This is a genomic window from Streptomyces sp. NBC_00005 (assembly GCF_045160215.1).
GTDB lineage: Bacteria > Actinomycetota > Actinomycetes > Streptomycetales > Streptomycetaceae > Streptomyces.
Map to the genome: position 1 here is coordinate 8,887,026 of NZ_CP108316.1, position 24,349 is coordinate 8,911,374.

The window sequence follows — 24,349 nt, forward strand, 5'->3', positions numbered from 1 at the left end:
GGACACTGAGATGTACAAGCTTTTCTTCCGTCTGGTTTTCCAACGGATGGACCCCGAGCAGGCCCACTACCTGGCCTTCCGCTGGATCCGCCTTGCCGTCCGCATCCCGGTGCTGCGCACCTTCGTCGCCGCGGCCCTGGCGCCCCGCTACAAGGAGCTGCGCACGGAGGCCTTCGGGCTGCGCATGCACGGACCGTTCGGGCTCGCCGCCGGCTTCGACAAGAACGCGGTCGCCATCGACGGGATGTCGATGCTGGGCTTCGACCATGTCGAGATCGGCACGGTCACCGGGGAGGCGCAGCCGGGCAACCCCAAGAAGCGGCTGTTCCGGCTCGTGAAGGACCGGGCGCTGATCAACCGCATGGGCTTCAACAACGAGGGCTCGCTGGCCGTGGCGGCCCGTCTCGCGTCCCGTGAGCCGGTCTTCAGGACCGTCGTGGGCGTGAACATCGGCAAGACCAAGGTCGTGCCCGAGGACGAGGCCGCCGCGGACTACGTGAAGTCGACCGAGCGGCTGGCGCCGTACGCCGACTACCTGGTTGTGAACGTCTCCTCGCCGAACACGCCGGGCCTGCGCAACCTGCAGGCCACCGAGGCGCTGCGCCCGCTGCTGAGCGCCGTCCGCGAGGCCGCCGACCGCACGGTGACCTCCCGCCGTGTCCCGCTGCTCGTGAAGATCGCGCCGGACCTCGCCGACGAGGACGTCGACGCCGTCGCCGACCTGGCCGTCGAACTCGGCCTCGACGGGATCATCGCCACGAACACCACCATCGCGCGCGAGGGACTGGGCCTGAAGTCCGACCCCTCCCTCGTGAAGGAGACCGGCGGACTGTCCGGCGCACCCCTGAAGGCCCGCTCCCTGGAGGTGCTGCGCCGCCTCTACGGGCGCGTGGGCGACCGCATCACCCTCGTGGGCGTCGGCGGCATCGAGAACGCCGAGGACGCCTGGCAGCGCATCCTGGCGGGCGCCACGCTGGTCCAGGGCTACAGCGCCTTCGTCTACGAGGGTCCCCTCTGGGGCCGCGCCATCCACAAGGGCCTGGCCGCCCGTCTCGGCACCAGCCCGTACGCCACCCTCGCCGACGCGGTCGGCGCCGACGTAAGGAAGACCGCATGAGTGCCCTCCCGTCGCCCGACCACCACCCCTCAACGGGGCCCTCCGGGCCGCAGCGAATTTCCGGAGAACCCTTCGGCACCCGCCTGCGCCGCGCCATGGACGAGCGCGGGCCGCTCTGCGTCGGCATCGACCCGCACGCGTCCCTGCTCGCCGAGTGGGGCCTGAACGACGACGTCGCCGGCCTGGAGCGGTTCAGCCGCACGGTCGTCGAGGCGATGGCCGACCGGGTCGCCGTCCTGAAGCCGCAGAGCGCGTTCTTCGAGCGCTTCGGGTCCCGCGGCATCGCCGTGCTGGAGAAGACGGTCGAAGAGGCTCGGGCGGCGGGTGCGCTGGTCCTGATGGACGCCAAGCGCGGCGACATCGGCTCGACCATGGCCGCGTACGCCGAGACCTTCCTGCGCAAGGACTCCCCGCTCTTCTCGGACGCGCTCACCGTCTCGCCCTACCTCGGCTACGGATCGCTCTCCCCGGCCGTCGCGCTCGCCCGGGAGAGCGGCACGGGCCTGTTCGTGCTCGCGCTGACCTCCAACCCCGAGGGCGGTGAGGTGCAGCAGGCGGTGCGTGCGGACGGGCGGAACGTCGGAGCGACGATGCTGGCGCACCTCGCTGCCGAGAACGAGGGGGAAGAGCCCCTCGGTTCCTTCGGCGCTGTCGTAGGCGCCACGCTGGGCGACCTGTCGTCGTACGACCTGGACATCAACGGGCCGCTCCTCGCGCCCGGCATCGGCGCCCAGGGCGCCACCGCGGCCGACCTTCCCGGCGTCTTCGGGGCCGCGGTGCGCAACGTCGTGCCGAACGTCAGCCGGGGGGTGCTGCGGCACGGTCCCGACACCGGGGCGCTGCGCGCGGCCGCGGACCGCTTCGCGGAGGAGGTCAGGACCGCCGTGGCGGCCGTATGAGGCTTTCGCGACGGTCGTCGCAGGCGTTCGAGCAGCTCGCTCGAGTCCTCCGATGAGTGGTCCGCGCTCCGCTTGAGGCTGAATACATCCTCAAATCCGGGGCATTATGTCCTAAATGTCAGGCCTGACGGAGGCTGACCAGGACTTTTCCGCTGTTCTCGCTGACTCCGGCGGACTTGCCCGCTAGTCTCCGACGAGAGTCAACGGGCAAGCGTGTTGCTCGTGGCTCCCCAGGTGTGGGGCGACTAGGTTCCTCACCGGTCCGTATCCGACAGTTCGACATCCGAGGTGACGTAGGCGTGGCTCTTCCGCCCCTTACCCCTGAACAGCGCGCAGCCGCGCTCGAAAAGGCCGCCGCGGCTCGCCGGGAGCGGGCCGAGGTCAAGAATCGACTCAAGCACTCCGGCGCCTCCCTGCACGAGGTCATCAAGCAGGGCCAGGAGAACGACGTCATCGGCAAGATGAAGGTCTCCGCGCTGCTCGAGTCGCTGCCCGGCGTGGGCAAGGTCCGCGCCAAGCAGATCATGGAGCGACTCGGCATCTCCGAGAGCCGCCGCGTACGCGGCCTCGGTTCCAACCAGATCGCTTCCCTGGAGCGTGAGTTCGGCAGCACCGGCTCCTGAGTCCGGATCTCCGGACCGGGAGTCCCGGGCACTCCGGGATTGCTGGAATAATCGCTGCATGAGTGAACGTCCGCGGCTGACCGTGCTCTCCGGCCCCTCCGGGGTCGGCAAGAGCACGGTCGTCGCCCATATGCGCAAGGAACACCCCGAGGTCTGGCTCTCGGTGTCGGCGACGACCCGCAAGCCCCGCCCCGGCGAGAAGCACGGAGTCCACTACTTCTTCGTCACCGACGAGGAGATGGACAAGCTGATCGCCAACGGGGAGCTGCTGGAGTGGGCCGAGTTCGCCGGCAACCGCTACGGCACGCCGCGTGCGGCCGTGCTGGAGCACCTGGAGGCCGGTGTGCCGGTCCTCCTGGAGATCGACCTCCAGGGCGCCCGGCAGGTCCGCGAGACCATGCCGGAGGGCCGGCTGGTGTTCCTGGCTCCGCCCTCCTGGGAGGAGCTCGTGCGCAGGCTCACCGGGCGGGGCACCGAACCGCCCGAGGTGATCGAGCGCCGCCTTGAGGCGGCGAAGATCGAGCTGGCGGCCGAGCCGGAGTTCGACGTGACCTTGGTCAACACCTCCGTCGAGGACGTGGCTCGCGAGCTGCTAGCCTTGATGGACGTTGTGTGATCGTGTCAGCGTGAGTTCATACGCCGAGTGATCACACCGCCCGATTCTTTCCCATCCATCGGAAGGTAGAGCGTGTCCTCTTCCATCTCCGCGCCCGAGGGCATCATCAACCCGCCGATCGACGAGCTCCTCGAGGCCACCGACTCGAAGTACAGCCTCGTGATCTACGCGGCCAAGCGTGCCCGCCAGATCAACGCGTACTACTCGCAGCTCGGCGAGGGCCTCCTCGAGTACGTCGGTCCGCTGGTGGACACCCACGTCCACGAGAAGCCGCTCTCCATCGCCCTGCGCGAGATCAACGCCGGTCTGCTGACGTCCGAGGCCATTGAGGGCCCCGCGCAGTAGTACTTTCAGATTGCAGTTGGCTTTTCCACAGGCCCGGCAGCGCGACTGTCGGGCCTGTGGTGTGTGATGGAGTCGTGCGTCGGGAGCCGCGGCGCACGCGATATCGAGTGCGGGGAGGCCCGGTGGACAAGCCGAAGGTCGTGCTGGGGGTCAGCGGCGGCATCGCCGCGTACAAGGCCTGTGAACTGCTGCGCAGACTGACCGAGTCGGGACACGACGTCCGTGTCGTCCCCACCGCCTCCGCGCTGCACTTCGTCGGTGCCGCCACCTGGTCCGCCCTCTCCGGCCACCCCGTCTCCACCGAAGTCTGGGACGACGTGCACGAGGTCCCGCACGTCCGCATCGGGCAGCACGCGGACCTGGTCGTCGTCGCCCCGGCGACCGCGGACGTCCTCGCGAAGGCCGCCCACGGCCTGGCCGACGACCTGCTCACCAACACGCTCCTCACCGCCCGCTGCCCGGTCGTCTTCGCACCCGCCATGCACACGGAGATGTGGGAGCACCCGGCCACCCAGGAGAACGTGGCGACGCTGCGCGGCCGCGGCGCCGTCGTCATCGAACCGGCCGTCGGCCGCCTCACCGGCGTCGACACCGGGAAGGGCCGACTGCCCGACCCGACGGAGATCTACGGCATCTGCCGCCGCGTGCTCTCCCGCGGGGTCACCGAGCCGGACCTCAAGGGCCGGCACGTCGTCGTGAGCGCCGGTGGAACCCGCGAGCCCCTCGACCCGGTGCGCTTCCTCGGCAACCGCTCCTCCGGCAAGCAGGGTTACGCCCTCGCCCGCACCGCCGCCGCGCGCGGCGCCCGCGTCACGCTCATCGCCGCGAACACCGGCCTGCCCGACCCGGCGGGCGTGGACGTCGTCCGGATCGGCACCGCCGTCCAGCTGCGCGAGGCGGTGCTGAAGGCCACCCCGGACGCCGACGCCGTCGTGATGGCGGCCGCCGTCGCGGACTTCCGCCCGGCGGAGTACGCGGCCGGAAAGATCAAGAAGAAGGACGGACGCGACCCGGACCCCATCGTGCTGGTGCGGAATCCGGACATCCTCGCGGAGATATCGGCGGAGCGCGCCCGCCCCGGGCAGGTGATCGTCGGCTTCGCCGCCGAGACCGACGACGTCCTGGCCAACGGCCGCACCAAGCTGGAGCGCAAGGGCTGCGACCTCCTCGTGGTGAACGAGGTGGGGGAGCGCAAGACCTTCGGCTCCGAGGAGAACGAGGCCTTGGTGCTGGGCGCCGACGGCACCGAGACACCCGTGCCGCGCGGTCCGAAGGAACATCTGGCCGAAACCGTCTGGGACCTGGTGGCGGAACGCCTCGGGTGAATGTTTCAGTCACTTCTCGGTCCCCTCAAACCTCTGCCACGAGGGTGTGGCGAGCCTGGCCAACGGCGCTCGGAATTGTGCAGAATGCCCGTGCCGCAGGTCACAGCACTCCCGAGAGTCGAGACAGGGAGGCCGTTGGCCGAGTGCGACCGATAAACTGTTCTCGGACGATGCCGGGCGCAGCCCCCGGGCCCGTCCGCCAATGATCAGCCAGCAGCCGCTGCAACCCCAGGGAGCGTTGTGTCCCGTCGCCTGTTCACCTCGGAGTCTGTGACCGAGGGTCACCCCGACAAGATCGCTGACCAGATCAGCGACACCATTCTCGACGCGCTTCTGCGCGAGGACCCGACCTCCCGGGTCGCCGTCGAGACTCTGATCACGACCGGCCTGGTTCACGTCGCCGGTGAGGTCACCACCAAGACCTACGCGGACATCGCGACCCTCGTCCGCAGCAAGATCCTCGAGATCGGCTACGACTCCTCGAAGAAGGGCTTCGACGGCGCCTCCTGTGGCGTGTCGGTGTCCATCGGCGCGCAGTCCCCGGACATCGCGCAGGGTGTCGACACGGCGTACGAGAACCGGGTCGAGGGCGACGAGGACGAGCTGGACCGCCAGGGCGCCGGCGACCAGGGCCTGATGTTCGGCTACGCGACCGACGAGACGCCCACGCTCATGCCGCTGCCGATCTTCCTGGCGCACCGCCTGTCGAAGCGTCTGTCCGACGTCCGCAAGAACGGGACCATCCCCTACCTGCGTCCTGACGGCAAGACGCAGGTCACCATCGAATACGACGGCGACAAGGCCGTCCGTCTCGACACCGTGGTCGTCTCCTCGCAGCACGCCTCGGACATCGACCTGGAGTCGCTGCTGGCGCCCGACATCCGGGAGTTCGTCGTCGAGGCGGAGCTGAAGGCACTCCTGGACGACGGCATCAAGCTGGACACGGAGAACTACCGACTCCTGGTCAACCCGACCGGCCGCTTCGAGATCGGCGGCCCGATGGGCGACGCCGGCCTCACCGGCCGCAAGATCATCATCGACACGTACGGCGGCATGGCCCGCCACGGCGGCGGCGCCTTCTCGGGCAAGGACCCGTCCAAGGTCGACCGCTCCGCCGCGTACGCCATGCGCTGGGTCGCGAAGAACGTCGTCGCCGCGGGCCTCGCCTCCCGCTGCGAGGTCCAGGTCGCGTACGCCATCGGCAAGGCCGAGCCGGTCGGCCTCTTTGTCGAGACCTTCGGTACCGCCAAGATCGACGCCGAGAAGATCGAGAAGGCCATCGACGCGGTCTTCGACCTGCGCCCAGCCGCGATCATCCGCGACCTCGACCTGCTCCGCCCGATCTACGCCCAGACGGCGGCGTACGGCCACTTCGGCCGCGAACTCCCCGAGTTCACCTGGGAGAGGACGGACCGCGTGGACGCGCTGCGGAAGGCGGCGGGTCTGTAAGGCCCGGTTCCACGGTTGGCTCAACAGCTTTGCACGAGGCCCGGTTCCCGGTGGGAGCCGGGCCTCGGCGTTCGTGATGCGCGACCGGGCTGCTCCCGGGCGCGGTCGGTTGTCAGTGGCGTTTGGTAAGAATGCAAGCGTGAGCAGCGAGAACGGGTCGGTGGACGGTGGGGCCGAGGGGGCGCCGCCCGAGCAGCTTGCGCTGATTCGAGAGAGCGTGCGCAAGGCCGAGGTGCCCAGGGCCAAGCCGCGGACGTGGCGGGGGGCCTCGCTGGCCAAGGAGCTGCCTGTCGCGCGGGTGCTGGTCGACAAGGGTGTGCTGCATCTCGATCGGTACTTCGACTACGCCGTGCCCGAGGAGCTGGATGCCGATGCGCAGCCCGGGGTGCGGGTGCGGGTGCGGTTCGGAGCCGGGCGGCATCGGGTGCGGGACGGGCGGCGTGAGGGCGGGGGACTGATCGACGGGTTCCTCGTCGAGCGGCTCGCGGAGTCCGACTATTCCGGGCCGCTGGCCGCGTTGGCCCAGGTCGTTTCGCCTGAGCGGGTGCTGAGCGAGGAGTTGCTGGGGCTGGCCCGGGCCGTCGCCGATCGGTACGCGGGGAGTCTCGCCGATGTGCTCCAGCTCGCCGTGCCGCCGCGCAGTGCTCGGGCCGAGCAGCGGCCCTCGCCCGAGCCGCTGCCGCCGCCGGGGATGCCGGAGATCGGGTCCTGGGGGCGGTACGAGCAGGGGGCCGCGTTTGTGGAGTCGCTGGCGGCGGGGGGTGCGCCACGTGCGGTGTGGAATGCGCTGCCCGGGCCCGAGTGGAGCGACGAGCTGGCGCGGGCCGTGGCGGCGACCCTGGTGTCCGGGCGCGGCGCGCTCGTCGTGCTGCCCGACGGGCGGGCGGTCGCGCGGCTCGACGCCGCGCTGACCGCGTTGCTGGGGGAGGGGCGGCATGCCGTGCTCACCGCCGACGCGGGGCCCGAGAAGCGCTACCGGGAGTGGCTCGCGGTGCGGCGGGGAGCCGTACGGGCCGTCATCGGGACCCGGGCCGCGATGTTCGCACCGGTTCAGGATCTCGGCCTGGTCGCCATCTGGGACGACGGGGACGACAGCCACAGCGAGCAGCACGCGCCCCAGCCGCATGCCAGGGAAGTGCTGCTGCTGCGGGCCGCCCTGGACAAGTGCGGGTTCCTGCTGGGCAGTTGGAGCTGCACGGTGGAGGCCGCGCAGCTCGTCGAGACCGGCTGGGCCCGACCGCTGGTCGCCGTACGCGAACAGGTGCGGGGGGCCGCGCCGCTCGTACGGACCGTCGGGGACGGGGATCTCGCGCGGGACGAGGCCGCCCGGGCCGCCCGGTTGCCGACCCTCGCCTGGCAGGCCGTCAGGGAGGGGTTGCGGCACGGGCCGGTGCTCGTGCAGGTGCCCCGGCGGGGATACGTCCCTCGGATGGCGTGCGCCAACTGCCGGGCGCCCGCGCGGTGTCGGCACTGCTCCGGGCCGATGGAGGGTCAGGAAGCGGGGGCCGCACTGCGGTGCGGATGGTGCGGGCGGGACGAGACCGGCTGGCACTGTCCCGAGTGCGGTGGGTTCCGGTTGCGGGCGCAGGTCGTGGGGGCGCGGCGCACGGCCGAGGAGCTGGGGCGGGCGTTTCCCGCCGTTCCGGTGCGGACCTCCGGGCGCGAGCACGTGCTCGACACCGTGCCGGGCGCGCCCGCGCTGGTCGTGAGCACCCCGGGTGCCGAGCCCGTCGCCGAGGGCGGGTATGCGGCGGCTCTGCTGCTGGACGGCTGGGCGATGCTCGGGCGACCTGATCTGCGCGCAGGTGAGGACGCGCTGCGGCGCTGGATCGCGGCCGCCGCGCTCGTTCGGCCGCAGGGTGCCGGGGGCACCGTGGTCGTCGTCGCCGAGCCGACGCTACGGCCCGTGCAGGCGCTGGTGCGGTGGGATCCCGTAGGCCATGCGGTACGGGAACTCGCCGAGCGGGCCGAGCTCGGCTTTCCGCCGGTCTCGCGGATGGCCGCGGTGTCGGCAGAGGGGGAGACGGTCGCCGAGTTCCTGCGGACGGTCGAACTGCCGCGGGAGGCCGAGGTACTGGGCCCCGTGCCGCTGCCGGTCACGACGGCGGGGCGCCCGCGGCGGGTGGGCGCGCCGCCCGCCGGGGAGCACTGGGAGCGGGCCCTCATCCGGGTCCCCCCGGGGAGCGGAGCCGCGCTGGCGTCTGCGCTGAAGGCCGCGCAGGCCGCGCGGATGGCGCGGGGGGCTGGGGAGACAGTGGTTCGGGTGCGGATTGATCCGCCTGACATCGGGTGAGGTGCCCGGGTGTTGGGTGGGGTGGCCGGCCGTTGGCTGCTGGGTGTCGGGTGTCGGGTGTCGGGTGTCGGCTGCCGGGTGAGGTGGCCGGAAGGTGGAGAGTCGCCGAGTGGCGGTTGAGGCCGTCGGGTGTCGGTGATGAGGCTGGGCCTGGGGGTATGCCGTCGTGCATCGGGTGGGGTGGGCTGGATGCTGGGGAGCCACCGGGTGTTGGGTGGAGTGGCCGTCCGCTGGGTGAGGCTGCTGGCTGCTGGCTGCCGGGTGAGGTGGCCGGACGGTGGGGAGCCGCCGAGTGGCGGTTGAGACCGTCGGGCGTCGGTGACGCGGCTGGGCCTCGGGGCGGGCCGTCGTGCATCGGGTGGGGCGGGTCGGATGCTGGGGAGCAACCGGGTGTTGGGTGGGGCGGTCGGCCGTTCGGTGAGGCTGCTTGCTGTCGGGTCAGGGTGCCGGCTGCCGGGTGTCGGGTGAGGTGGCCCGGTGGTGGGCAGTCGCCGCGTAGCGGTTGAGGTCGTCGGACGGTGGGTCAGATCTCTGGCAGCCCAATGAGATCGCCGGACCGTACGTGCGGTCCGCTGCGTCGCGTCGAGGGTGGGCGGGTCAGGTGTGCGACGGCATGCGTCTGCCCTCCCGGTTCGTTCCGGGAGGGCAGGGGGGAAGGTGGCTCAGCCGTTGCGAGGGCCGGGGAAAGCTGTTGGCCTGACCTCGTCGCGGAGGGCGGGGCTGCCGGCCGTCGGCTGGGTCGGCATGGAGCGGGCGGCGGGGACCGTCGGCACCGTCGGGAGGCTGGTGTTCACGTTGACCGTCAGGGACGAACTCGACTCGGCGGTCCGTTCGGTCTCGGCGGCTGCCTGGGTCGCGGCACGGCGGGCGCCGTAACGGCGGTGCACCGCCTGCTTGGTGACCCCCAGTGCGGAACCCACCGCGTCCCAGGAGAAGCCGAGGGAGCGGTCGAAATCGACCGCGGCCGTGACCAGGGTCTCGACACTGTCCCGCAGCTCCTGCGCGAGACGGACCGTCGGGGCGGGAGCGCGTCCGTAGACGACGAAGCCCGTTGAGGGGCCGGAGCGGCGCGGGCGGTAGACGTTGCCCAACTGGGCGGTGAGCGTGCGCAGTGCGTCCACCTGCCGGCGGACCCGCTCGATGTCCCGCACCAGCAAGTGCAGGCTGGCCCGAGCCTGGGCGTCGTGGGTTGCGTGGTCGGCCATGAACAAGCCTCTCGAACCGGCGTTGAAAAGGATCCGGGCCGCGCGATTGCGGCCCGTTGTGGTCAACTCTTTCTTGACCAACGTGTTTTTGCTTCGGGGGTCACGGTCTGGGGGCGTAGGGGCATATGCGTACGCCCCCGCGAGCTGGATGTGCGCCTTGGATTCAGGGCCGTCGGCGGCTTTTCCCACGTGGTCATAGACTTGTGCGTCGCCCGCTGCCATCCCGCCCGAGAGGCCCCGCCCACCCATGAAGCTCGTCTTCGCCGGTACCCCCGAGGTCGCCGTTCCCGCTCTGGACGCTCTCATCGCCTCCGGGCGGCACGAGGTGGCCGCCGTCGTCACGCGGCCCGACGCGCCGGCCGGGCGGGGGCGCAGGCTGGTCGCGTCCCCCGTGGCGCAGCGGGCGGCCGAGGCCGGGATCGAGGTGCTGAAGCCGCTCAAGCCGAGGGACCCGGAGTTCCTCGAGCGGCTGCGGGAGATCGGCCCCGACTGCTGTCCAGTCGTGGCCTACGGCGCCCTGCTGCCCCGTGTCGCCCTCGACGTCCCCGCCCACGGCTGGGTCAACCTGCACTTCTCTCTGCTGCCCGCCTGGCGCGGTGCCGCGCCCGTGCAGCACTCCATCATGGCGGGGGACGAGATCACCGGAGCGGCGACCTTCCTGATCGAGGAAGGGCTCGACTCCGGGCCCGTCTACGGCACCGTCACCGAGGAGATCCGGCACACCGACACCAGCGGTGACCTGCTGACCCGGCTCGCGTTCGCCGGTGCCGGGCTGCTCGCCGCGACGATGGACGGCATCGAGGACGGCACGCTGAAGGCCGTACCGCAGCCGACCGAGGGCATCACCACGGCACCGAAGATCACCGTCGAGGACGCCCAGGTCGACTGGGCCACCCCGGCATTGCGGGTCGACCGGGTGGTGCGCGGCTGCACACCGGCGCCCGGTGCCTGGACCACCTTCCGCGGCGAGCGGCTCAAGCTCATCCACGTCACGCCCGTCCCGGACCGGACCGACCTCGCGCCCGCGCAGCTGTCCGTCGGCAAGAACAGCGTTCACGTCGGCACCGGTTCGTACGCCGTCGAGCTGCTGTGGGTGCAGGCCCAGGGCAAGAAGCCGATGCGGGCGGCGGACTGGGCGCGCGGTGTGCGGATCACCGACGAGGAGACCCTCGGCGGGTAGTGGGGCGATGGGTGGGACGTAGGCTTGGTGCGTAGTCCGACCAGACATCCGGAGCACCTTTTTCGTGAGCGACACCTCCCGCAAGCCCGGTAAGCCCTACCGGCGGCCCAAGAAGGACCCCGTCCGCATGCTCGCCTTCGAGGCGCTGAGGGCCGTGGACGAGCGGGACGCGTACGCCAACCTCGTTCTGCCGCCGCTGCTGCGCAAGGCGCGGGAGAAGGAGGGACCCGACAAGTTCGACGCGCGGGACGCTGCGCTCGCCACCGAGCTGGTGTACGGGACGCTGCGGCGGCAGGGGACATACGACGCCGTCATCTCGGCCTGTGTGGACCGGCCGCTGAGAGAAGTCGATCCGCCTGTGCTCGACGTGCTCAGCCTCGGTGTGCATCAGCTGCTCGGGACGCGGATCCCGACCCACGCCGCCGTCTCCGCCTCTGTCGAGCTCGCCCGGGTCGTACTCGGCGACGGGCGGGCCAAGTTCGTCAACGCCGTGCTGCGCAAGGTCGCGCAGGACGATCTGGACGGGTGGATCGAGAAGGTCGCGCCGCCTTACGACGACGACCCCGAGGACCATCTCGCCGTCGTGCACTCGCACCCGCGCTGGGTCGTCTCCGCGCTGTGGGACTCCCTCGGCGGCGGTCGGGCCGGCATCGAGCAGCTGCTGGAGGCCGACAACGAGCGGCCCGAGGTGACCCTGGTCGCGCGGCCAGGACGGGCCACGACCGAGGAGTTGCTCCAGGAGGAGGCCGCGGTCGCGGGGCGCTGGTCGCCCTATGCCGTGCGGCTCACCGAAGGTGGCGAGCCCGGTGCCATCGGGGCCGTACGGGACGGCCGTGCGGGCGTACAGGACGAAGGCAGCCAGCTCGTGGCGCTGGCGCTCGCCAACGCTCCCCTGGACGGGCCGGACGAGAAGTGGCTCGACGGGTGTGCCGGGCCCGGCGGGAAGGCGGCGCTGCTCGCCGCACTCGCCGCCGAGCGCGGGGCGATGCTGCTCGCCTCCGAGAAGCAGCCGCACCGGGCGGGCCTGGTCGCGAAGGCCCTGCACGGCAACCCCGGGCCCTACCAGGTCATCGCCGCCGACGGCACCCGCCCGCCGTGGCGGCCCGGCTCCTTCGACCGGGTGCTGATGGACGTGCCCTGCACGGGGCTCGGCGCCCTGCGGCGGCGGCCCGAGGCGCGCTGGCGGCGCCGTCCCGAGGACCTGGACGGCTTCGGGCCGCTGCAGCGCTCCCTGCTGCGCACCGCGCTGGACGCCGTGCGGGTCGGCGGCGTCGTCGGCTACGCCACCTGCTCGCCGCACCTCGCCGAGACCAGGGCCGTCGTCGACGACCTGCTCAAGCAGCACCCCGACGCCGAACTCCTCGACGCGCGCCCCCTCCTGCCGGGCGTACCGGACCTCGGCGACGGCCCCGACGTACAGCTGTGGCCGCATGTGCACGGGACCGACGCCATGTATCTGGCGCTCATTCGGAGGACTGGCTGATCCGCTCGGCCTCGGTCAGTACGGGCGCGTTGCCGTCCTCCCGCGCCAGTCGGTGCGGCCACCACACGTTCGGGCCCACGTCCAGGAACAGCGACGTGACCAGCACCGACCGTACGACGAAGGTGTCCAGCAGGACGCCGAGCGCGACCGCGAAGCCGATCTCGGCGAAGGCGACCATCGGCAGGGTGCCGAGGGCGGCGAAGGTGCCGGCCAGGACCAGGCCGGCGGACGTGATGACGGCGCCCGTCGCCGCGAGGCCCGTGACCACGCCGGGGCGGGTGCCCTGGCGGCCGGCCTCCTCGCGGATGCGCGTGGTCAGGAAGATGTTGTAGTCGATGCCGAGGGCGACCAGGAACACGAAGACGAACAGGGGGAAGTCCGTCGCCTCGCCCGCGTAGTCGAAGATGTGCCGGAACGCGAACGCGCTGGCGCCGAGTGCCGCCGCGAAGGACAGGACGACCGTCCCGATCAGCAGGAGCGGGGCGATCAGGGCCCGCAGCAGGGCGCACAGGATCAGCAGGACGACCACCAGGACCGCCGGGATGATCACGAGGTTGTCGTGCGTCGTCGCCGCGTCCATGTCGAGCAGCGCCGCGGTGCCGCCGCCCACCTGGGCGTCGGCGTCCGGCACGTCGTGCACGGCGTCCCGGACCCGCTCGACCGTGTGTTTCGCGGCCTCGCTGTCGGACGGATCGGTCATCGTCGCCTCGAAGAGGACCTTGCCGTCGTGCGACGGTTTCGTCCCGGGTGGGACGGTGAGGCTGTTCGGCACCACGCCGTCGGTGGAGGCGACCGCGCCGCGGACCTGTTCGCCCTGGGCCTGGTTCGACACGATCACCAGCGGATCGCCGCTGCCGGCCGGGAAGTAGCGTTCCGAGACCTCCTGACCGGTGATCGAGTCCGGTTTGCCGGTGAAGGCGTCCGCGTTGCTGATGCCCGCGGCGCGGAGCTGGAGGAGGCCCAGGGAGACCACGGCAAGGGCGAGCGCCGTGGCGGCCCAGGTGATCCTGGGCTGCCGGGCCATACGGCGGCCCATGCGGGCCCACTTCCCGCGCTCGGTCGGGTCCTGGGAGCCGAAGCGCGGGATGACCGGCCAGAAGATCCAGCGCCCGAAGACCAGCAACAGGGCGGGGAACAGGGAGAGCATGACCAGCAGCGCGACGGCCACGCCGATCGCGGCCACCGGTCCCAGGCCACGCGTCGAGTTCATCTCGGCGGCCAGCAGCACCAGCATGCTGACCACGACGGTCGCGCCGGAGGCCAGCACGGCCGGGCCCGCCCGGTGCAGGGCCAGGGCCATCGCCTCGTGGCGGTCCTCGTGGCGGCGCAGCTCCTCGCGGTAGCGGGCGACCAGCAGCAGGGCATAGTCCGTCCCCGCGCCGAAGACGAGCACCGTCAGAATGCCCGCACTCTGGCCGTTGACCGTCAGGCCCGCGTGTTTGGCGAGGAGATAGACCAGTGCCTGGGCCGTGAAGAGGGAGACGACCACGCCGACCAGTGGGACGAACAGCAGGGTCGGGCTGCGATAGGTCAGCAGGAGCATCACGATCACGACGCCCATCGCCGCGAACAGCAGCGTCGAGTCGATGCCCTCGAAGGCCTTGGAGAAGTCGGCGGAGGTGCCGCCCGGGCCGGTGATGTGGACGGCGAGCCCGTCCGTACTCTTGCCGGTCTGGTCGCGGATGGAGTCGACGGCGGGCGAGATCTCCTCCCAGCCCTTCTCGTCCATCGTGATCGGCACATAGATCTGCGCCGCTTCGGGTGCCGACTGGTTGTTGTAGACGGGACCGCGCGTCTCGTCACCCCGGATGCCGTGCGCGGTCAGCTTCTTGATCTGGTCGGCGTCCTGCGCGATCTTGTCCTTGTCCTGGGCGGTGAGCCCGCCCTCGCGCGCGTAGACGACGACGGCCGGGATCTGCTCCGGCCGGAACTCGTTGGAAGTGTCCAGAACCTGGGTGGACTCCGCGGAACCCGGCAGCCACGAGGCCGCGTCGTTGTCCTGGGCGTCGGTGAGTTTCGAGGCGAGCGGCGCCGCGACCACGAGGATCACCAGCCACAGGGCCACGATGACCCACTTGCTGCGGTGCCCGGTCAAGAATCCGATGAGCCCCTGGCGCACATGGCGCCCATGCCCTTTCCCGTCCGTCATGGCAGCCCCCGAGGACTTACGTGGTGCCGGTCGGCCGCCCAGCATGGCACGCGCCGTGCGCGGACAACATCCGATGAACGTCTTAGGTCTGGACCGGCGCGAACAAACGTGCCCGGACATGGCAGGCTTGGGGCATGGCCGCGCAGATCAACCCCAGCATCCTGTCCGCCGACTTCGCCCGCCTCGCGGACGAGGCGAAGGCGGTCGACGGAGCCGACTGGCTCCATGTAGACGTGATGGACAACCATTTCGTCCCGAACCTCACGCTCGGTGTGCCGGTCGTAGAGTCCCTGGCCCGTGCGACGGACACCCCGCTGGACTGCCATCTGATGATCGAGGCCCCCGATCGGTGGGCACCCCAGTACGTCGAAGCGGGGGCTTCGTCCGTCACCTTCCACGTCGAGGCGGCGGCCGCTCCCGTGCGACTCGCCCGGGAGATCCGGGCCAAGGGCGCCCGTGCCTCCATGGGGCTGAAGCCCGCGACGCCCATCGAGCCGTACGAGGACCTGCTCCCCGAGCTCGACATGCTGCTGATCATGACGGTCGAGCCGGGCTTCGGCGGGCAGGCGTTCCTCGACATCATGCTCCCGAAGATTCGCCGCACCCGCGAGTTGATCAGCAAGCACGGCCTCGAGCTGTGGCTTCAGGTCGACGGCGGAGTCTCGGCTTCCACCATCGAGCGCTGTGCGGAGGCCGGCGCGGACGTCTTCGTCGCCGGGTCCGCGGTGTACGGGGCGACGGACCCGGCCGCGGCGGTACGTGCACTGCGCAACCAGGCCGAGGGGGCGACCGCCAAGGCGTCGTGGGCGTGCGACCACTGAGCCAAGACAACGTGAACGGCGCCCATCAGGGCGGATCAAGCGCGCCGGATCTGCAAGGATGAACGGCGAGTCCAGAGTGTGAACAGCAGTGAGGAGAACGCCGTGTCGGGTATGTCGGCGGGCCGGTCAGCAGTGCGGATGGGACCCGCTGAGCTGGTGCAGGCGGCGGCCATGGCCCGCCGCTTCTACCTCGAGGGCAAGTCCAAGATCCAGATCGCGGAGGAGTTCGGCGTCAGCCGCTTCAAGGTGGCCAGGGTCCTGGAGACCGCTCTCGAACGGGATCTCGTACGTATCGAGATCCGCGTCCCGGCCGAGCTGGACGCCGAGCGCTCGGACGCGCTGCGCGCCCGCTACGGTCTCAGGCACGCCGTCGTGGTCGAGTCCCCGGCCGACGCCGAGGAGTCGCCCGACCCCGAGAACCTCGGTGAGGTGGCCGCCGACCTGCTCGGCGAGCTCGTCAACGAGGGCGACGTGCTCGGCCTTGCCTGGGGCCGCTCCACCATCCACATGGCCGCCGCCCTCGACCGGCTTCCGCCGTGCACGGTGGTGCAGTTGACGGGCGTGTACGACGCCGGGACGGCCGAGCGCGGCTCCGTCGAGGCCGTGCGCCGCGCCGCCCAGGTGTCCGGCGGCGACGCCCATCCCATCTACGCGCCGATGCTGCTGCCGGACGCGGCCACCGCGGCGGCGCTGCGCAACCAGACCGGGATCGCCCGGGCCTTCGAGTACTTCGACAAGGTCACGGTCGCCTGTGTCTCCATCGGCTCCTGGGAGCCCGGCATCTCGACGGTGCACGACATGCTCAGCGACGAGGAGCGGGGGCACTACGCCTCCCTCGGTGTCGCCGCCGAGATGTCCGCGCACCTCTTCGACAGCCAGGGCCGCCGGGTCGGACGGGACCTCGGTGAGCGGTGCATCACGGTCAAGGCCGACCAGCTCCGCCGTATCCCCGAGGTCGTCGCGATCGCGGGCGGGGCGCGCAAGGCGTCCGCGATCGACGCGGTGCTGCGCTCCGGGCTCGTCACCAGCCTGGTGACGGACACCTCGGCGGCGGACGTCCTGATGACGGCGGGTCAGACGCCGAGGCCGGCGCTCAACAGGACTGACCCCGACGGGCCCTGACAGCACGTCAGAAGGGGGCGGCCGTGGCAGCATCGGCGACATGGTGCTGCGGTTCGTCCCCCGGGTGCTCGCCGGGCTGCTGGTCTGTCTCCTCGTACTGCTGACGGGCTGTTCGTCCCCGACGGGCAGTCGGGCGATGGCCACGGTCCGGGAGTCCCAACTCCCCGCCGAGGCACGGCAGACACTCGCGCTCATCGACCACGGCGGGCCATTCCCGTACGCCAGGGACGGCATCGTCTTCGGGAACTTCGAGGGGCTGCTGCCCAAGCGCCAACGGGGCTACTACCACGAGTACACGGTCCCGACGCCGGGCTCGAGCGATCGGGGTGCCCGGCGCATTGTCACCGGGCGGGCCGACGAGATCTACTACACCGATGATCACTACAACTCCTTCAGGGCGGTGCTGAGATGACGGAGCTCGTCGTCACGCTGGACCTCGACGGGGTCACGGACAAGGCGGGCCTGATGGACCGCTGTGCCCGTGCCCTGCAGCTGCCCGACTGGTTCGGCCGCAACTGGGACGCCCTGGCCGACAGCCTCTCCGACCACACGGTCTGGCCCGAAGACGCCGTGGAGAAGGGGCTGTTGGTCGTCGTGCGGAACTGGCAGGCGTACGCGAAGGCCCGCCCGCAGGAGTGGGAGACCGCGCAGGAGGTGTTCGCCGAGGCGGCGGACCGGACACCGGCACTCTCCGTGGCGCTCGCTCTCGGAGGCGCGGCGCGATAGCGCGGTTCAAGCTGTACGCCTGGATTCAGACGTCCGGCAATGGACGATCGAGGACGTCTTCGCCCCGGAACTGCTCGACAGGTATGGGTGCGAGGGCGTGTGCAGGCCGTGCTCGGCGGGTGGCGCTCCAAATGACGTTGAGACCTTGCCGTGCGTCGGGGAGAGTCTGTGCGCATGGAGTTCTTCTGCTTTCACCGCGATCGGCCCGGCTCCGTCCCGTTGCGCGACAAGCTGTTGGAAGATCACTGGTCCTACATGGACGGGTACGCGGCGGAGTTGATCGCTCGCGGCCCGACCTTCGCCGCCGACGGGGAGACGCCCACCGGCAGCGTGCACATCGTCGACCTGCCGGATCCGGCTGCCGCCCGGGCGTTCGCCTTCGACGAGCCCAACTATCAGGCCGGGGCGTACCGGGACGTGCTTCTGCGCCGGTGGCGCAACCTGCTGGGGCGCACCATGTGGGACTTTCCCGGTGGCCGGACCGGTGGCAACCGGTACCTGGTGCTCGGCCTCGGCTCGGGGGAGGCCGTCGACCTCGCCGTGCCGTCCGACCGGGACGGCCTCATTGCCTACGGACCGCTGCTGTCCGACGACGGCGCCACCTGGCTGGGTACGGCGGCACTGGTCCGGGCCGCGGACCCTGACACGGCACGAGCCGTCCTGACCCCTGGCCGGTACGCCGACATCGAGGTCCACGACTGGGAGTTCGGCGGGCGAAGGTGACGAGCCGGGGCCCGGGACCGTCCTCGGCTCGCCGACCGTACAACTGCTCGGGTAACGTTTTGTTGCAAGGCAGGTTCCTGCCCGGCACGGGAGCCCCCGTACCTCCTTGGAGGATTCGATGATCGCGGGGGCGTTTCGCTGTGTCTTCGTGGGAGTGACCTGCATCATTTCGCGTGAAATTGTGGGTCTATGCGTTTCATCGAGGCCAGCACAGGTCGCTACGTAGAGTCGTCCCCGGTTCCCTACGACCTGACGTACGACGACGTCTTCATGGTCCCGAGCCGCAGTGCGGTCGGCTCGCGGCAGGGCGTGGACCTCAGCTCCCCGGACGGCACGGGCACCACGATCCCGCTGGTCGTCGCCAACATGACCGCCATCGCCGGCCGCCGCATGGCCGAGACGATGGCCCGGCGCGGTGGCCTCGTGGTCATCCCCCAGGACATTCCGATCGAGGTCGTCACCGACGTCGTCTCCTGGGTGAAGAGCCGCCACCACGTCCTGGACACCCCGATCGTGCTGGCCCCGCACCAGACCGTCGCCGACGCGCTGGCCCTGCTGCCGAAGCGCGCGCACAACGCCGGCGTCGTCGTCGACGAGGACAGCCGGCCCGTCGGTGTCGTCACCGACCAGGACCTGACCGGCGTCGACCGCTTCACCCAGCTCGAAGTGGTCATGTCGAAGGACCTGCTGCTGCTCGACGCGGACATCGACCCGCGCGAGGCCTTCCACCGGCTGGACAACGCCAACCGCCGTTACGCGCCCGCCGTCGACAAGGACGGCCGTCTCGCCGGCATCCTCACCCGCAAGGGCGCCCTGCGCGCCACGCTGTACACCCCGGCCGTCGACGCGCAGGGCAAGCTGCGCATCGCCGCCGCCGTGGGCATCAACGGCGATGTCGCGGGCAAGGCCAAGCAGCTGCTCGACGCGGGCGTGGACACGCTCGTCATCGACACGGCGCACGGTCACCAGGAGTCGATGATCAGCGCGCTCAAGGTGGTGCGCGCCCTCGACCCGCAGGTCCCGATCGTGGCCGGCAACATCGTCGCCGCCGAGGGCGTGCGCGACCTCGTCGAGGCGGGCGCGGACATCATCAAGGTCGGTGTGGGCCCCGGCGCCATGTGCACGACCCGCATGATGACCGGCGTGGGCCGGCCGCAGTTCTCCGCGGTTCTGGAGTGCGCGGCCGAGGCCAGGAAGTACGGCAAGCACGTGTGGGCCGACGGCGGTGTGCGCCACCCGCGCGACGTCGCCATGGCGCTCGCGGCCGGTGCGTCCAACGTGATGGTCGGGTCGTGGTTCGCGGGCACGTACGAGTCCCCGGGCGACCTGCAGCAGGACGCGGGCGGCCGCCTCTACAAGGAGTCGTTCGGCATGGCGTCGGCGCGTGCCGTGGCCAACCGCACCTCCGACGAGTCGGCCTACGACCGCGCCCGCAAGGCACTGTTCGAGGAGGGCATCTCCACCTCCCGCATGTTCCTCGACCCGGCCCGTCCCGGCGTCGAGGACCTGATCGACTCGATCATCGCGGGCGTCCGCTCCTCCTGCACCTACGCCGGCGCGGGCTCCCTGGAGGAGTTCGCCGAGAAGGCCGTCGTCGGCATCCAGAGCGCCGCCGGCTACGCGGAGGGCAAGCCGCTGCACGCCAGCTGGAACTGACGCAACTCCCTCGCGTACGGCCCCTGTTGAAAATCGGGGGCCGTACGCGTACCCGCGCCCTACCCTCGGCTGCATGGAGATCACCGTCTGCAGCGCCGGCGACGTCGCGCTGCTCGACCAGTACATCGCCTCGCCCGGAGCCACTTCGTTCCACGCCCGCCGGTTCGCCCGGCAGGAGGCGGGGGAGTGCACGTACCTCGTCGCCTGGCTGGAGGGTCGGCCCGTCGGGCACATGGAGATGCGCTGGATCGGCTGCGCGGCGCCCGAAGTCACCGTGGGCTGCCCCGAGATCGGCGGCCTGGGCGTCTGGCCGGAAGAACTCCGCTCGCGCGGGATCGGCACGGCGCTCGTCCGCGCCGCCGAGGACCTGGCCGGCGGGCGGGGCCTGACCGTCGTGGGCATCGGCGTCGGGAAGGACAACTCCCGCGCGGCCGCTCTCTATGCGCGGCTCGGCTACCGCCCGCTGGTCGACTACCTCGACCGCTACTCGTACGAGGACCAAGACGGCACCATCCGCGAGTGCGTCGACGCGTGCACGTTCCTCGTCAAGGACCTGCCCCCACATGCGTCAAGCCCTCTTGACGTCAAGCAGGCTTGACGCAAATCTGGAGTCATGACGACACCACAGAGCATCGAGCCGCAGCACACGCTCCTCACCGCCGTGGCCCGTCTCGACGAGCTGCGCATCCGCGAGTCCCTCGCCGTGGAGACCCTCGACCGCGGCGAGCTGCTCGAACTCCTCGCACTGAGCGAGGTCGTGGCCCAGAAGGCGGCGTACGGGCGGCAGTTGACCGTCCGTGCGGCCCGCGAGACGGGCGCCTCCTGGTCGCAGATCGGGGCCGCGCTCGGCACCAGCAAGCAGGCCGCCTGGGAGGCGCACTCGCGATGGATCGACGCCCAGGCCGCGGCGCACGGCAAGCCCGGGCAGATGGGGTTCGACGCGGCCGACGAGGCCGAGGCCAGGGCGATTGCGGGGGAGCCCGACGCGGGGTGACGCGGTGGCCCGAGTGGCGCCTGCGCAAGGGTCCGCAGCCCGCGCGCAACGAATGGACACCCTCCCGCCAGGAACGCAACGATCTTGCGGGAACATGCAAGGTTGCTGCATTACGCGCGTGAAGGCCTGGCCCGTAGGGTCATGCGCTGTACGTGGCGTGGCGGGGACCCCGCTCGGTGGGTTCCTGCTCGCGCAGGGGTGCCGCCGGTTCCCGCCGCCCTGACCGCAGCGACGAAGGAGTCCGCGCGTGCTCGATCAAGGCGCACCACCGCACAAGCGCACCACCTCAGCCCCACCGTCCCCGGGACTCGGTGCGCGCCTCATGCGGCGCAAGCCTGTGGAACGCCTGGTCGCGGAGGGTGGCCAGGGCGAGGGAGGCACCCTCCGCCGCTCCCTCGGGCTGTGGCAGCTGACCATGATCAGCATCGGCGCCACCCTCGGCACCGGCATCTTCGTGGTCCTGGGCGAGGCCGTCCCCAAGGCCGGCCCGGCGGTGACCCTCTCCTTCGTGATCGCCGGCATGACGGCACTCTTCTCGGCCCTCTCGTACGCCGAACTGGCGGGCACCATTCCGGTCGCCGGGTCCTCGTACTCGTATGCATACGCAACCATGGGCGAGCTGATCGCCTGGATCTGCGGCTGGTGTCTGGTCCTGGAGTACGGCGTCTCGGTCGCCGCCGTGGCCGTCGGCTGGGGGGAGTACCTCAACGAGCTGCTCGACGGGACCATAGGCGTCACCATCCCGGACGCCCTGTCCGCCCCGCCCGGCGACGGCGGCATCTTCAACCTGCCCGCGCTGATCGTGGTCCTGCTGGCCATGGCGTTCCTGCTGGGCGGTGCCCGGGAGTCCGCCCGCGCCAACACGATCATGGTCTGTGTGAAGATCGCCGCGCTGGTGCTGTTCTGTGCGATCGGAATCCAGGGGTTCCGGTCCGGGAACTACGAGCACTTCATGCCGCTCGGAATGGCCGGGGTCAGCGCGGCCGGTGCCACGCTGTTCTTCTCGTACATCGGCTTCGATGCCGCCTCCACCGCCGGTGAGGAGGCGAAGAACGCGCAGCGCGACCTGCCCCGCGCGATCATGCTGTCGCTGGTCATCGTGACGGCGCTCTACGTGCTCGTCGCCGCCGTCGCCGTCGGAGCGAAGCCCTGGCGGCGGTTCAACGACTCGGAGGCCGCGCTCGCCCAGATCATGCGCGACGTCACCGGTCAGAGCTTCTGGGGCACCCTGCTCGCCGCCTGCGCGGTCGTCGCCATCGCGAGCGTCGTGCTGACCGTGCTCTACGGCCAGACCCGTATCCTCTTCGCGATGTCCCGGGACGGCCTCGTCCCCAAGGTGTTCGCGAAGGTCCACCCGAAGACCGGTGCGCCCCGCGCCAACACGGTCATCGTGTCTCTGTTCTGCGGTGTCCTCGCCGCCGCGATCCCGCTCGGCCAGCTCGCCGACGCCACCAGCATCGGCACGCTCTTCGCCTTCGGGCTGGTCAACATCGCGGTGGTCGTGCTGCGCCGGACCCGCCCGGACATGCCCCGCACCTTCCGCGTCCCGCTGTCGCCGGTCCTGCCCGCCCTGGGCCTCGCGTTCTGCGTCTGGATGATGGGCAGTCTGTCCGCCGTCACCTGGGTCGTCTTCGGGGTCTGGATGGCGGTCGGGCTCGTGGTCTACTTCGGGTACGGCCATCGCCGCTCCCGTCTTGCCACGCGAGAAGCTCTCGCAACTCCAGAGAAGTGAACCACCAGCAGTGCTGAACGATCTCGACGAACGCATCGTGCACGCCCTCGCCGAGGACGCCCGCCGCTCCTACGCGGACATCGGGCAGCTCGTCGGCCTGTCCGCGCCCGCCGTGAAACGGCGCGTGGACCGGCTGCGCGCCACCGGGGCCATCACCGGCTTCACCGTACGGGTGGACCCGGGCGCCCTCGGCTGGGAGACGGAGGGGTTCGTCGAGATCTACTGCCGGCACAACACCTCGCCGGACACCATCCGGCGGGGCCTGGAGCGCTACCAGGAGATCGTGGCCGCCTCGACGGTCACCGGCGACGCGGACGCGATCGTCCAGGTCTTCGCCTCCGACATGCGGCACTTCGAACGGGTCCTGGAGCGCATCGCCGGGGAGCCGTTCGTCGAGCGCACCAAGTCCGTACTGGTGCTGTCGCCGCTGCTGCGGCGCTTCTCCTCCGGTTCGCCGACCTAGACCCGCGGTCGAACGCGTCAGGAAAATCTCTCGGCCGACCACGCCGGGTCCGCCTACCATCGGTGACATGACCTGGCGACATTGATCCACCAGCCGTGCCTCCCGAGGGCCACCTCGGACGCCGTACCCCCAGCGTCCGAACTGTCCCTGCGGGAAGGCCTCATGACACTCTCACCTGCGCGTGTGCCCGTCGCCACCGGCGTCAGGCGGCTCACGGCCACGCTGTACGGCTACGCGTTCCTCGACGACTTCGTCCTGCTCTACCCGGTGTACGCGCTGCTGTTCAGCGACACCGGTCTGTCCGTCTGGCAGATCTCCTCCCTCTTCGCCCTCTGGTCCCTCACCGGCGTGCTGCTCGAGGTGCCCTCCGGTGCCTGGGCCGACGCCGTCTCCCGGCGGCTGCTGCTCTGGCTCGGCCCGCTGCTCACCGCCGCCGGCTTCGCCCTGTGGGTGCTCACCCCCTCGTACTGGGCCTTCGCCGTCGGCTTCGTCCTGTGGGGCGCACGCGGGGCGCTCGGCTCCGGCGCCCTGGAGGCGCTGGTGTACGAGGAACTGGAGCGGCTCGGCGCGGCCGGGCGGTACGCCGAGGTCATGGGCCGGGCCCGGGCCGCGGGGCACGTCGCGGTCATGGCGGCGCTGGGGCTCGCAGGACCCGTGTTCGCATGGGGCGGCTACCCGGCCGTGGGGGCGGCGAGCGTGCTGGCCTGTCTGGCGAGCGCCGCGACGGCGACCCGGTTTCCGGAGGACCGGGTGGTGTCGAAGGCCGGGGGCGACGGCTGGGCCGCGACGCTGCGGGACGGGCTCGCCGGGGCCCGCCGCGACCGCTCGCTGCGCGGAGCGCTCCTGCTCGTTCCGGCGGTCGGCGCCGTGTGGGAGGCGCTGGACGAGTACACGCCGTTGCTGGTGCGGGACACCGGGGTGGCGGACACGACCGTCCCCTACCTGCTCCTGCTGATCTGGGCGGGAGCGACCGCCGGGAGCCTGCTGGCCGGAAGGTGCGAACGCCTGGGTACGGCGGGACTGGCGGCGGTCCTCGTGGCTGCCGCGCTCGCGCTGGCCGTGGGCGCCGCGGCCCGCACCCCCGTCGCCCTCGGCCTCGTGGCCCTCGCCTTCGGAGGCTTCCAGCTGGCGACGGTGCTGGCCGACGTCCGGCTCCAGCAGCGCATCGACGAGACCGGTGGCACCCAACGGGCCACGCTCACCTCGGTCGCGGGCCTGGGCAGCGACCTGGCCACCGTCGCGGCGTACGCCGTCTACGCGGCCATCGAGACGCGGGCCGCCCACAGCACCGCCTTCGCGCTGCTCGCGGTGCCCTATCTGATGACGGCGGTGCTGCTGATGCTCAGGAGGCCATTGCGGTCCCGGCGGAGCATCCCGTAGGTTGTGCGGCGTTCGCTACCGACGGGTAACACTGGCGAGTAACACTCC

General features: G+C 71.2%; 23 protein-coding genes. 21 read left to right on the forward strand and 2 right to left on the reverse strand.

Annotation, left to right across the window (positions count from 1 at the left end; genetic code table 11):
- Positions 1 to 10: 10 nt before the first annotated feature.
- The 8 genes from OG303_RS40585 to OG303_RS40620 all read left to right on the forward strand — a co-directional run bounded on the left by OG303_RS40585 (position 11) and on the right by OG303_RS40620 (position 8,667).
- Positions 11 to 1,117 (forward strand): quinone-dependent dihydroorotate dehydrogenase, encoded by a 1,107-nt coding sequence (locus tag OG303_RS40585; protein ID WP_405874900.1) that lies wholly within the window; start codon positions 11 to 13, stop codon positions 1,115 to 1,117.
- Between the two features lie 56 nt (positions 1,118 to 1,173).
- Positions 1,174 to 2,016 (forward strand): orotidine-5'-phosphate decarboxylase, encoded by an 843-nt coding sequence (gene pyrF / locus OG303_RS40590; protein ID WP_405877712.1) that lies wholly within the window; start codon positions 1,174 to 1,176, stop codon positions 2,014 to 2,016.
- 299 nt (positions 2,017 to 2,315) lie between these two features.
- Positions 2,316 to 2,639, forward strand: coding sequence for an integration host factor (locus OG303_RS40595; protein ID WP_003977346.1), 324 nt, complete (start codon positions 2,316 to 2,318; stop codon positions 2,637 to 2,639).
- A gap of 58 nt (positions 2,640 to 2,697) precedes the next feature.
- Positions 2,698 to 3,255: a guanylate kinase gene (gene gmk, locus OG303_RS40600; RefSeq protein WP_405874901.1), complete on the forward strand. Its 558-nt coding sequence runs from the start codon at positions 2,698 to 2,700 to the stop codon at positions 3,253 to 3,255.
- Positions 3,256 to 3,327: 72 nt separating this feature from the next.
- Entirely contained in the window at positions 3,328 to 3,600 is a 273-nt protein-coding gene (rpoZ, locus tag OG303_RS40605; RefSeq protein ID WP_003977348.1) for a DNA-directed RNA polymerase subunit omega, read from the forward strand.
- 122 nt (positions 3,601 to 3,722) lie between these two features.
- Positions 3,723 to 4,925, forward strand: coding sequence for a bifunctional phosphopantothenoylcysteine decarboxylase/phosphopantothenate--cysteine ligase CoaBC (gene coaBC / locus OG303_RS40610; protein WP_405874902.1), 1,203 nt, complete (start codon positions 3,723 to 3,725; stop codon positions 4,923 to 4,925).
- 240 nt (positions 4,926 to 5,165) lie between these two features.
- Positions 5,166 to 6,374 carry a methionine adenosyltransferase gene (metK, locus tag OG303_RS40615; RefSeq protein ID WP_405874903.1) on the forward strand — a complete coding sequence of 403 codons (1,209 nt, stop codon included), beginning with the start codon at positions 5,166 to 5,168 and terminating at the stop codon, positions 6,372 to 6,374.
- A gap of 139 nt (positions 6,375 to 6,513) precedes the next feature.
- Positions 6,514 to 8,667: a primosomal protein N' gene (locus OG303_RS40620; RefSeq protein WP_405874904.1), complete on the forward strand. Its 2,154-nt coding sequence runs from the start codon at positions 6,514 to 6,516 to the stop codon at positions 8,665 to 8,667.
- A gap of 662 nt (positions 8,668 to 9,329) precedes the next feature.
- On the opposite strand, the gene OG303_RS40625 is transcribed toward OG303_RS40620, so the two are convergent.
- Positions 9,330 to 9,872 carry a hypothetical protein gene (locus tag OG303_RS40625; protein WP_405874905.1) on the reverse strand — a complete coding sequence of 181 codons (543 nt, stop codon included), beginning with the start codon at positions 9,870 to 9,872 and terminating at the stop codon, positions 9,330 to 9,332.
- Between the two features lie 247 nt (positions 9,873 to 10,119).
- On the opposite strand from OG303_RS40625, the gene fmt reads away from it, so the two are divergent.
- Both fmt and OG303_RS40635 read left to right on the forward strand, forming a co-directional pair.
- Positions 10,120 to 11,052 carry a methionyl-tRNA formyltransferase gene (gene fmt / locus OG303_RS40630; protein WP_405874906.1) on the forward strand — a complete coding sequence of 311 codons (933 nt, stop codon included), beginning with the start codon at positions 10,120 to 10,122 and terminating at the stop codon, positions 11,050 to 11,052.
- 64 nt (positions 11,053 to 11,116) lie between these two features.
- The gene (locus OG303_RS40635) at positions 11,117 to 12,535 is read left to right on the forward strand and encodes an RsmB/NOP family class I SAM-dependent RNA methyltransferase (RefSeq protein ID WP_405874907.1); all 1,419 of its coding nucleotides are present in this window, start codon (positions 11,117 to 11,119) and stop codon (positions 12,533 to 12,535) included.
- Here OG303_RS40635 and OG303_RS40640 read toward each other — a convergent pair.
- Complete coding sequence (locus tag OG303_RS40640; RefSeq protein ID WP_405874908.1) at positions 12,516 to 14,684, reverse strand: MMPL family transporter; 2,169 nt, start codon at positions 14,682 to 14,684, stop codon at positions 12,516 to 12,518. The genes OG303_RS40635 and OG303_RS40640 overlap by 20 nt on opposite strands.
- A 134-nt stretch (positions 14,685 to 14,818) precedes the next feature.
- On the opposite strand from OG303_RS40640, the gene rpe reads away from it, so the two are divergent.
- The 11 genes from rpe to OG303_RS40695 all read left to right on the forward strand — a co-directional run bounded on the left by rpe (position 14,819) and on the right by OG303_RS40695 (position 24,301).
- Positions 14,819 to 15,505, forward strand: a complete 687-nt coding sequence (gene rpe / locus OG303_RS40645; protein ID WP_405874909.1) for a ribulose-phosphate 3-epimerase — start codon at positions 14,819 to 14,821, stop codon at positions 15,503 to 15,505.
- A gap of 78 nt (positions 15,506 to 15,583) precedes the next feature.
- Positions 15,584 to 16,627 carry a sugar-binding transcriptional regulator gene (locus OG303_RS40650; protein ID WP_405874910.1) on the forward strand — a complete coding sequence of 348 codons (1,044 nt, stop codon included), beginning with the start codon at positions 15,584 to 15,586 and terminating at the stop codon, positions 16,625 to 16,627.
- 40 nt (positions 16,628 to 16,667) lie between these two features.
- A complete protein-coding gene (locus OG303_RS40655; RefSeq protein ID WP_405874911.1) occupies positions 16,668 to 17,039 on the forward strand; it encodes a ribonuclease domain-containing protein in 372 nt (123 codons plus the stop codon).
- A complete protein-coding gene (locus OG303_RS40660; RefSeq protein WP_405874912.1) occupies positions 17,036 to 17,353 on the forward strand; it encodes a barstar family protein in 318 nt (105 codons plus the stop codon). Before OG303_RS40655 ends, OG303_RS40660 begins: the two co-directional genes overlap by 4 nt.
- A 174-nt stretch (positions 17,354 to 17,527) precedes the next feature.
- Positions 17,528 to 18,076, forward strand: coding sequence for a YciI family protein (locus tag OG303_RS40665; protein WP_405877714.1), 549 nt, complete (start codon positions 17,528 to 17,530; stop codon positions 18,074 to 18,076).
- A gap of 189 nt (positions 18,077 to 18,265) precedes the next feature.
- Positions 18,266 to 19,732 carry a GuaB1 family IMP dehydrogenase-related protein gene (locus OG303_RS40670; RefSeq protein WP_405874913.1) on the forward strand — a complete coding sequence of 489 codons (1,467 nt, stop codon included), beginning with the start codon at positions 18,266 to 18,268 and terminating at the stop codon, positions 19,730 to 19,732.
- Between the two features lie 73 nt (positions 19,733 to 19,805).
- On the forward strand, positions 19,806 to 20,330 hold the full coding sequence (locus OG303_RS40675; protein WP_405874914.1) for a GNAT family N-acetyltransferase: 525 nt from the start codon (positions 19,806 to 19,808) through the stop codon (positions 20,328 to 20,330).
- A gap of 15 nt (positions 20,331 to 20,345) precedes the next feature.
- A complete protein-coding gene (locus OG303_RS40680) occupies positions 20,346 to 20,726 on the forward strand; it encodes a hypothetical protein (RefSeq protein ID WP_405874915.1) in 381 nt (126 codons plus the stop codon).
- 247 nt (positions 20,727 to 20,973) lie between these two features.
- Entirely contained in the window at positions 20,974 to 22,458 is a 1,485-nt protein-coding gene (locus tag OG303_RS40685) for an amino acid permease (protein ID WP_405874916.1), read from the forward strand.
- A gap of 10 nt (positions 22,459 to 22,468) precedes the next feature.
- Positions 22,469 to 22,921: an Lrp/AsnC family transcriptional regulator gene (locus OG303_RS40690; protein WP_405874917.1), complete on the forward strand. Its 453-nt coding sequence runs from the start codon at positions 22,469 to 22,471 to the stop codon at positions 22,919 to 22,921.
- A gap of 162 nt (positions 22,922 to 23,083) precedes the next feature.
- Positions 23,084 to 24,301: an MFS transporter gene (locus OG303_RS40695; protein WP_405874918.1), complete on the forward strand. Its 1,218-nt coding sequence runs from the start codon at positions 23,084 to 23,086 to the stop codon at positions 24,299 to 24,301.
- The last annotated feature ends 48 nt before the right edge of the window (positions 24,302 to 24,349 follow it).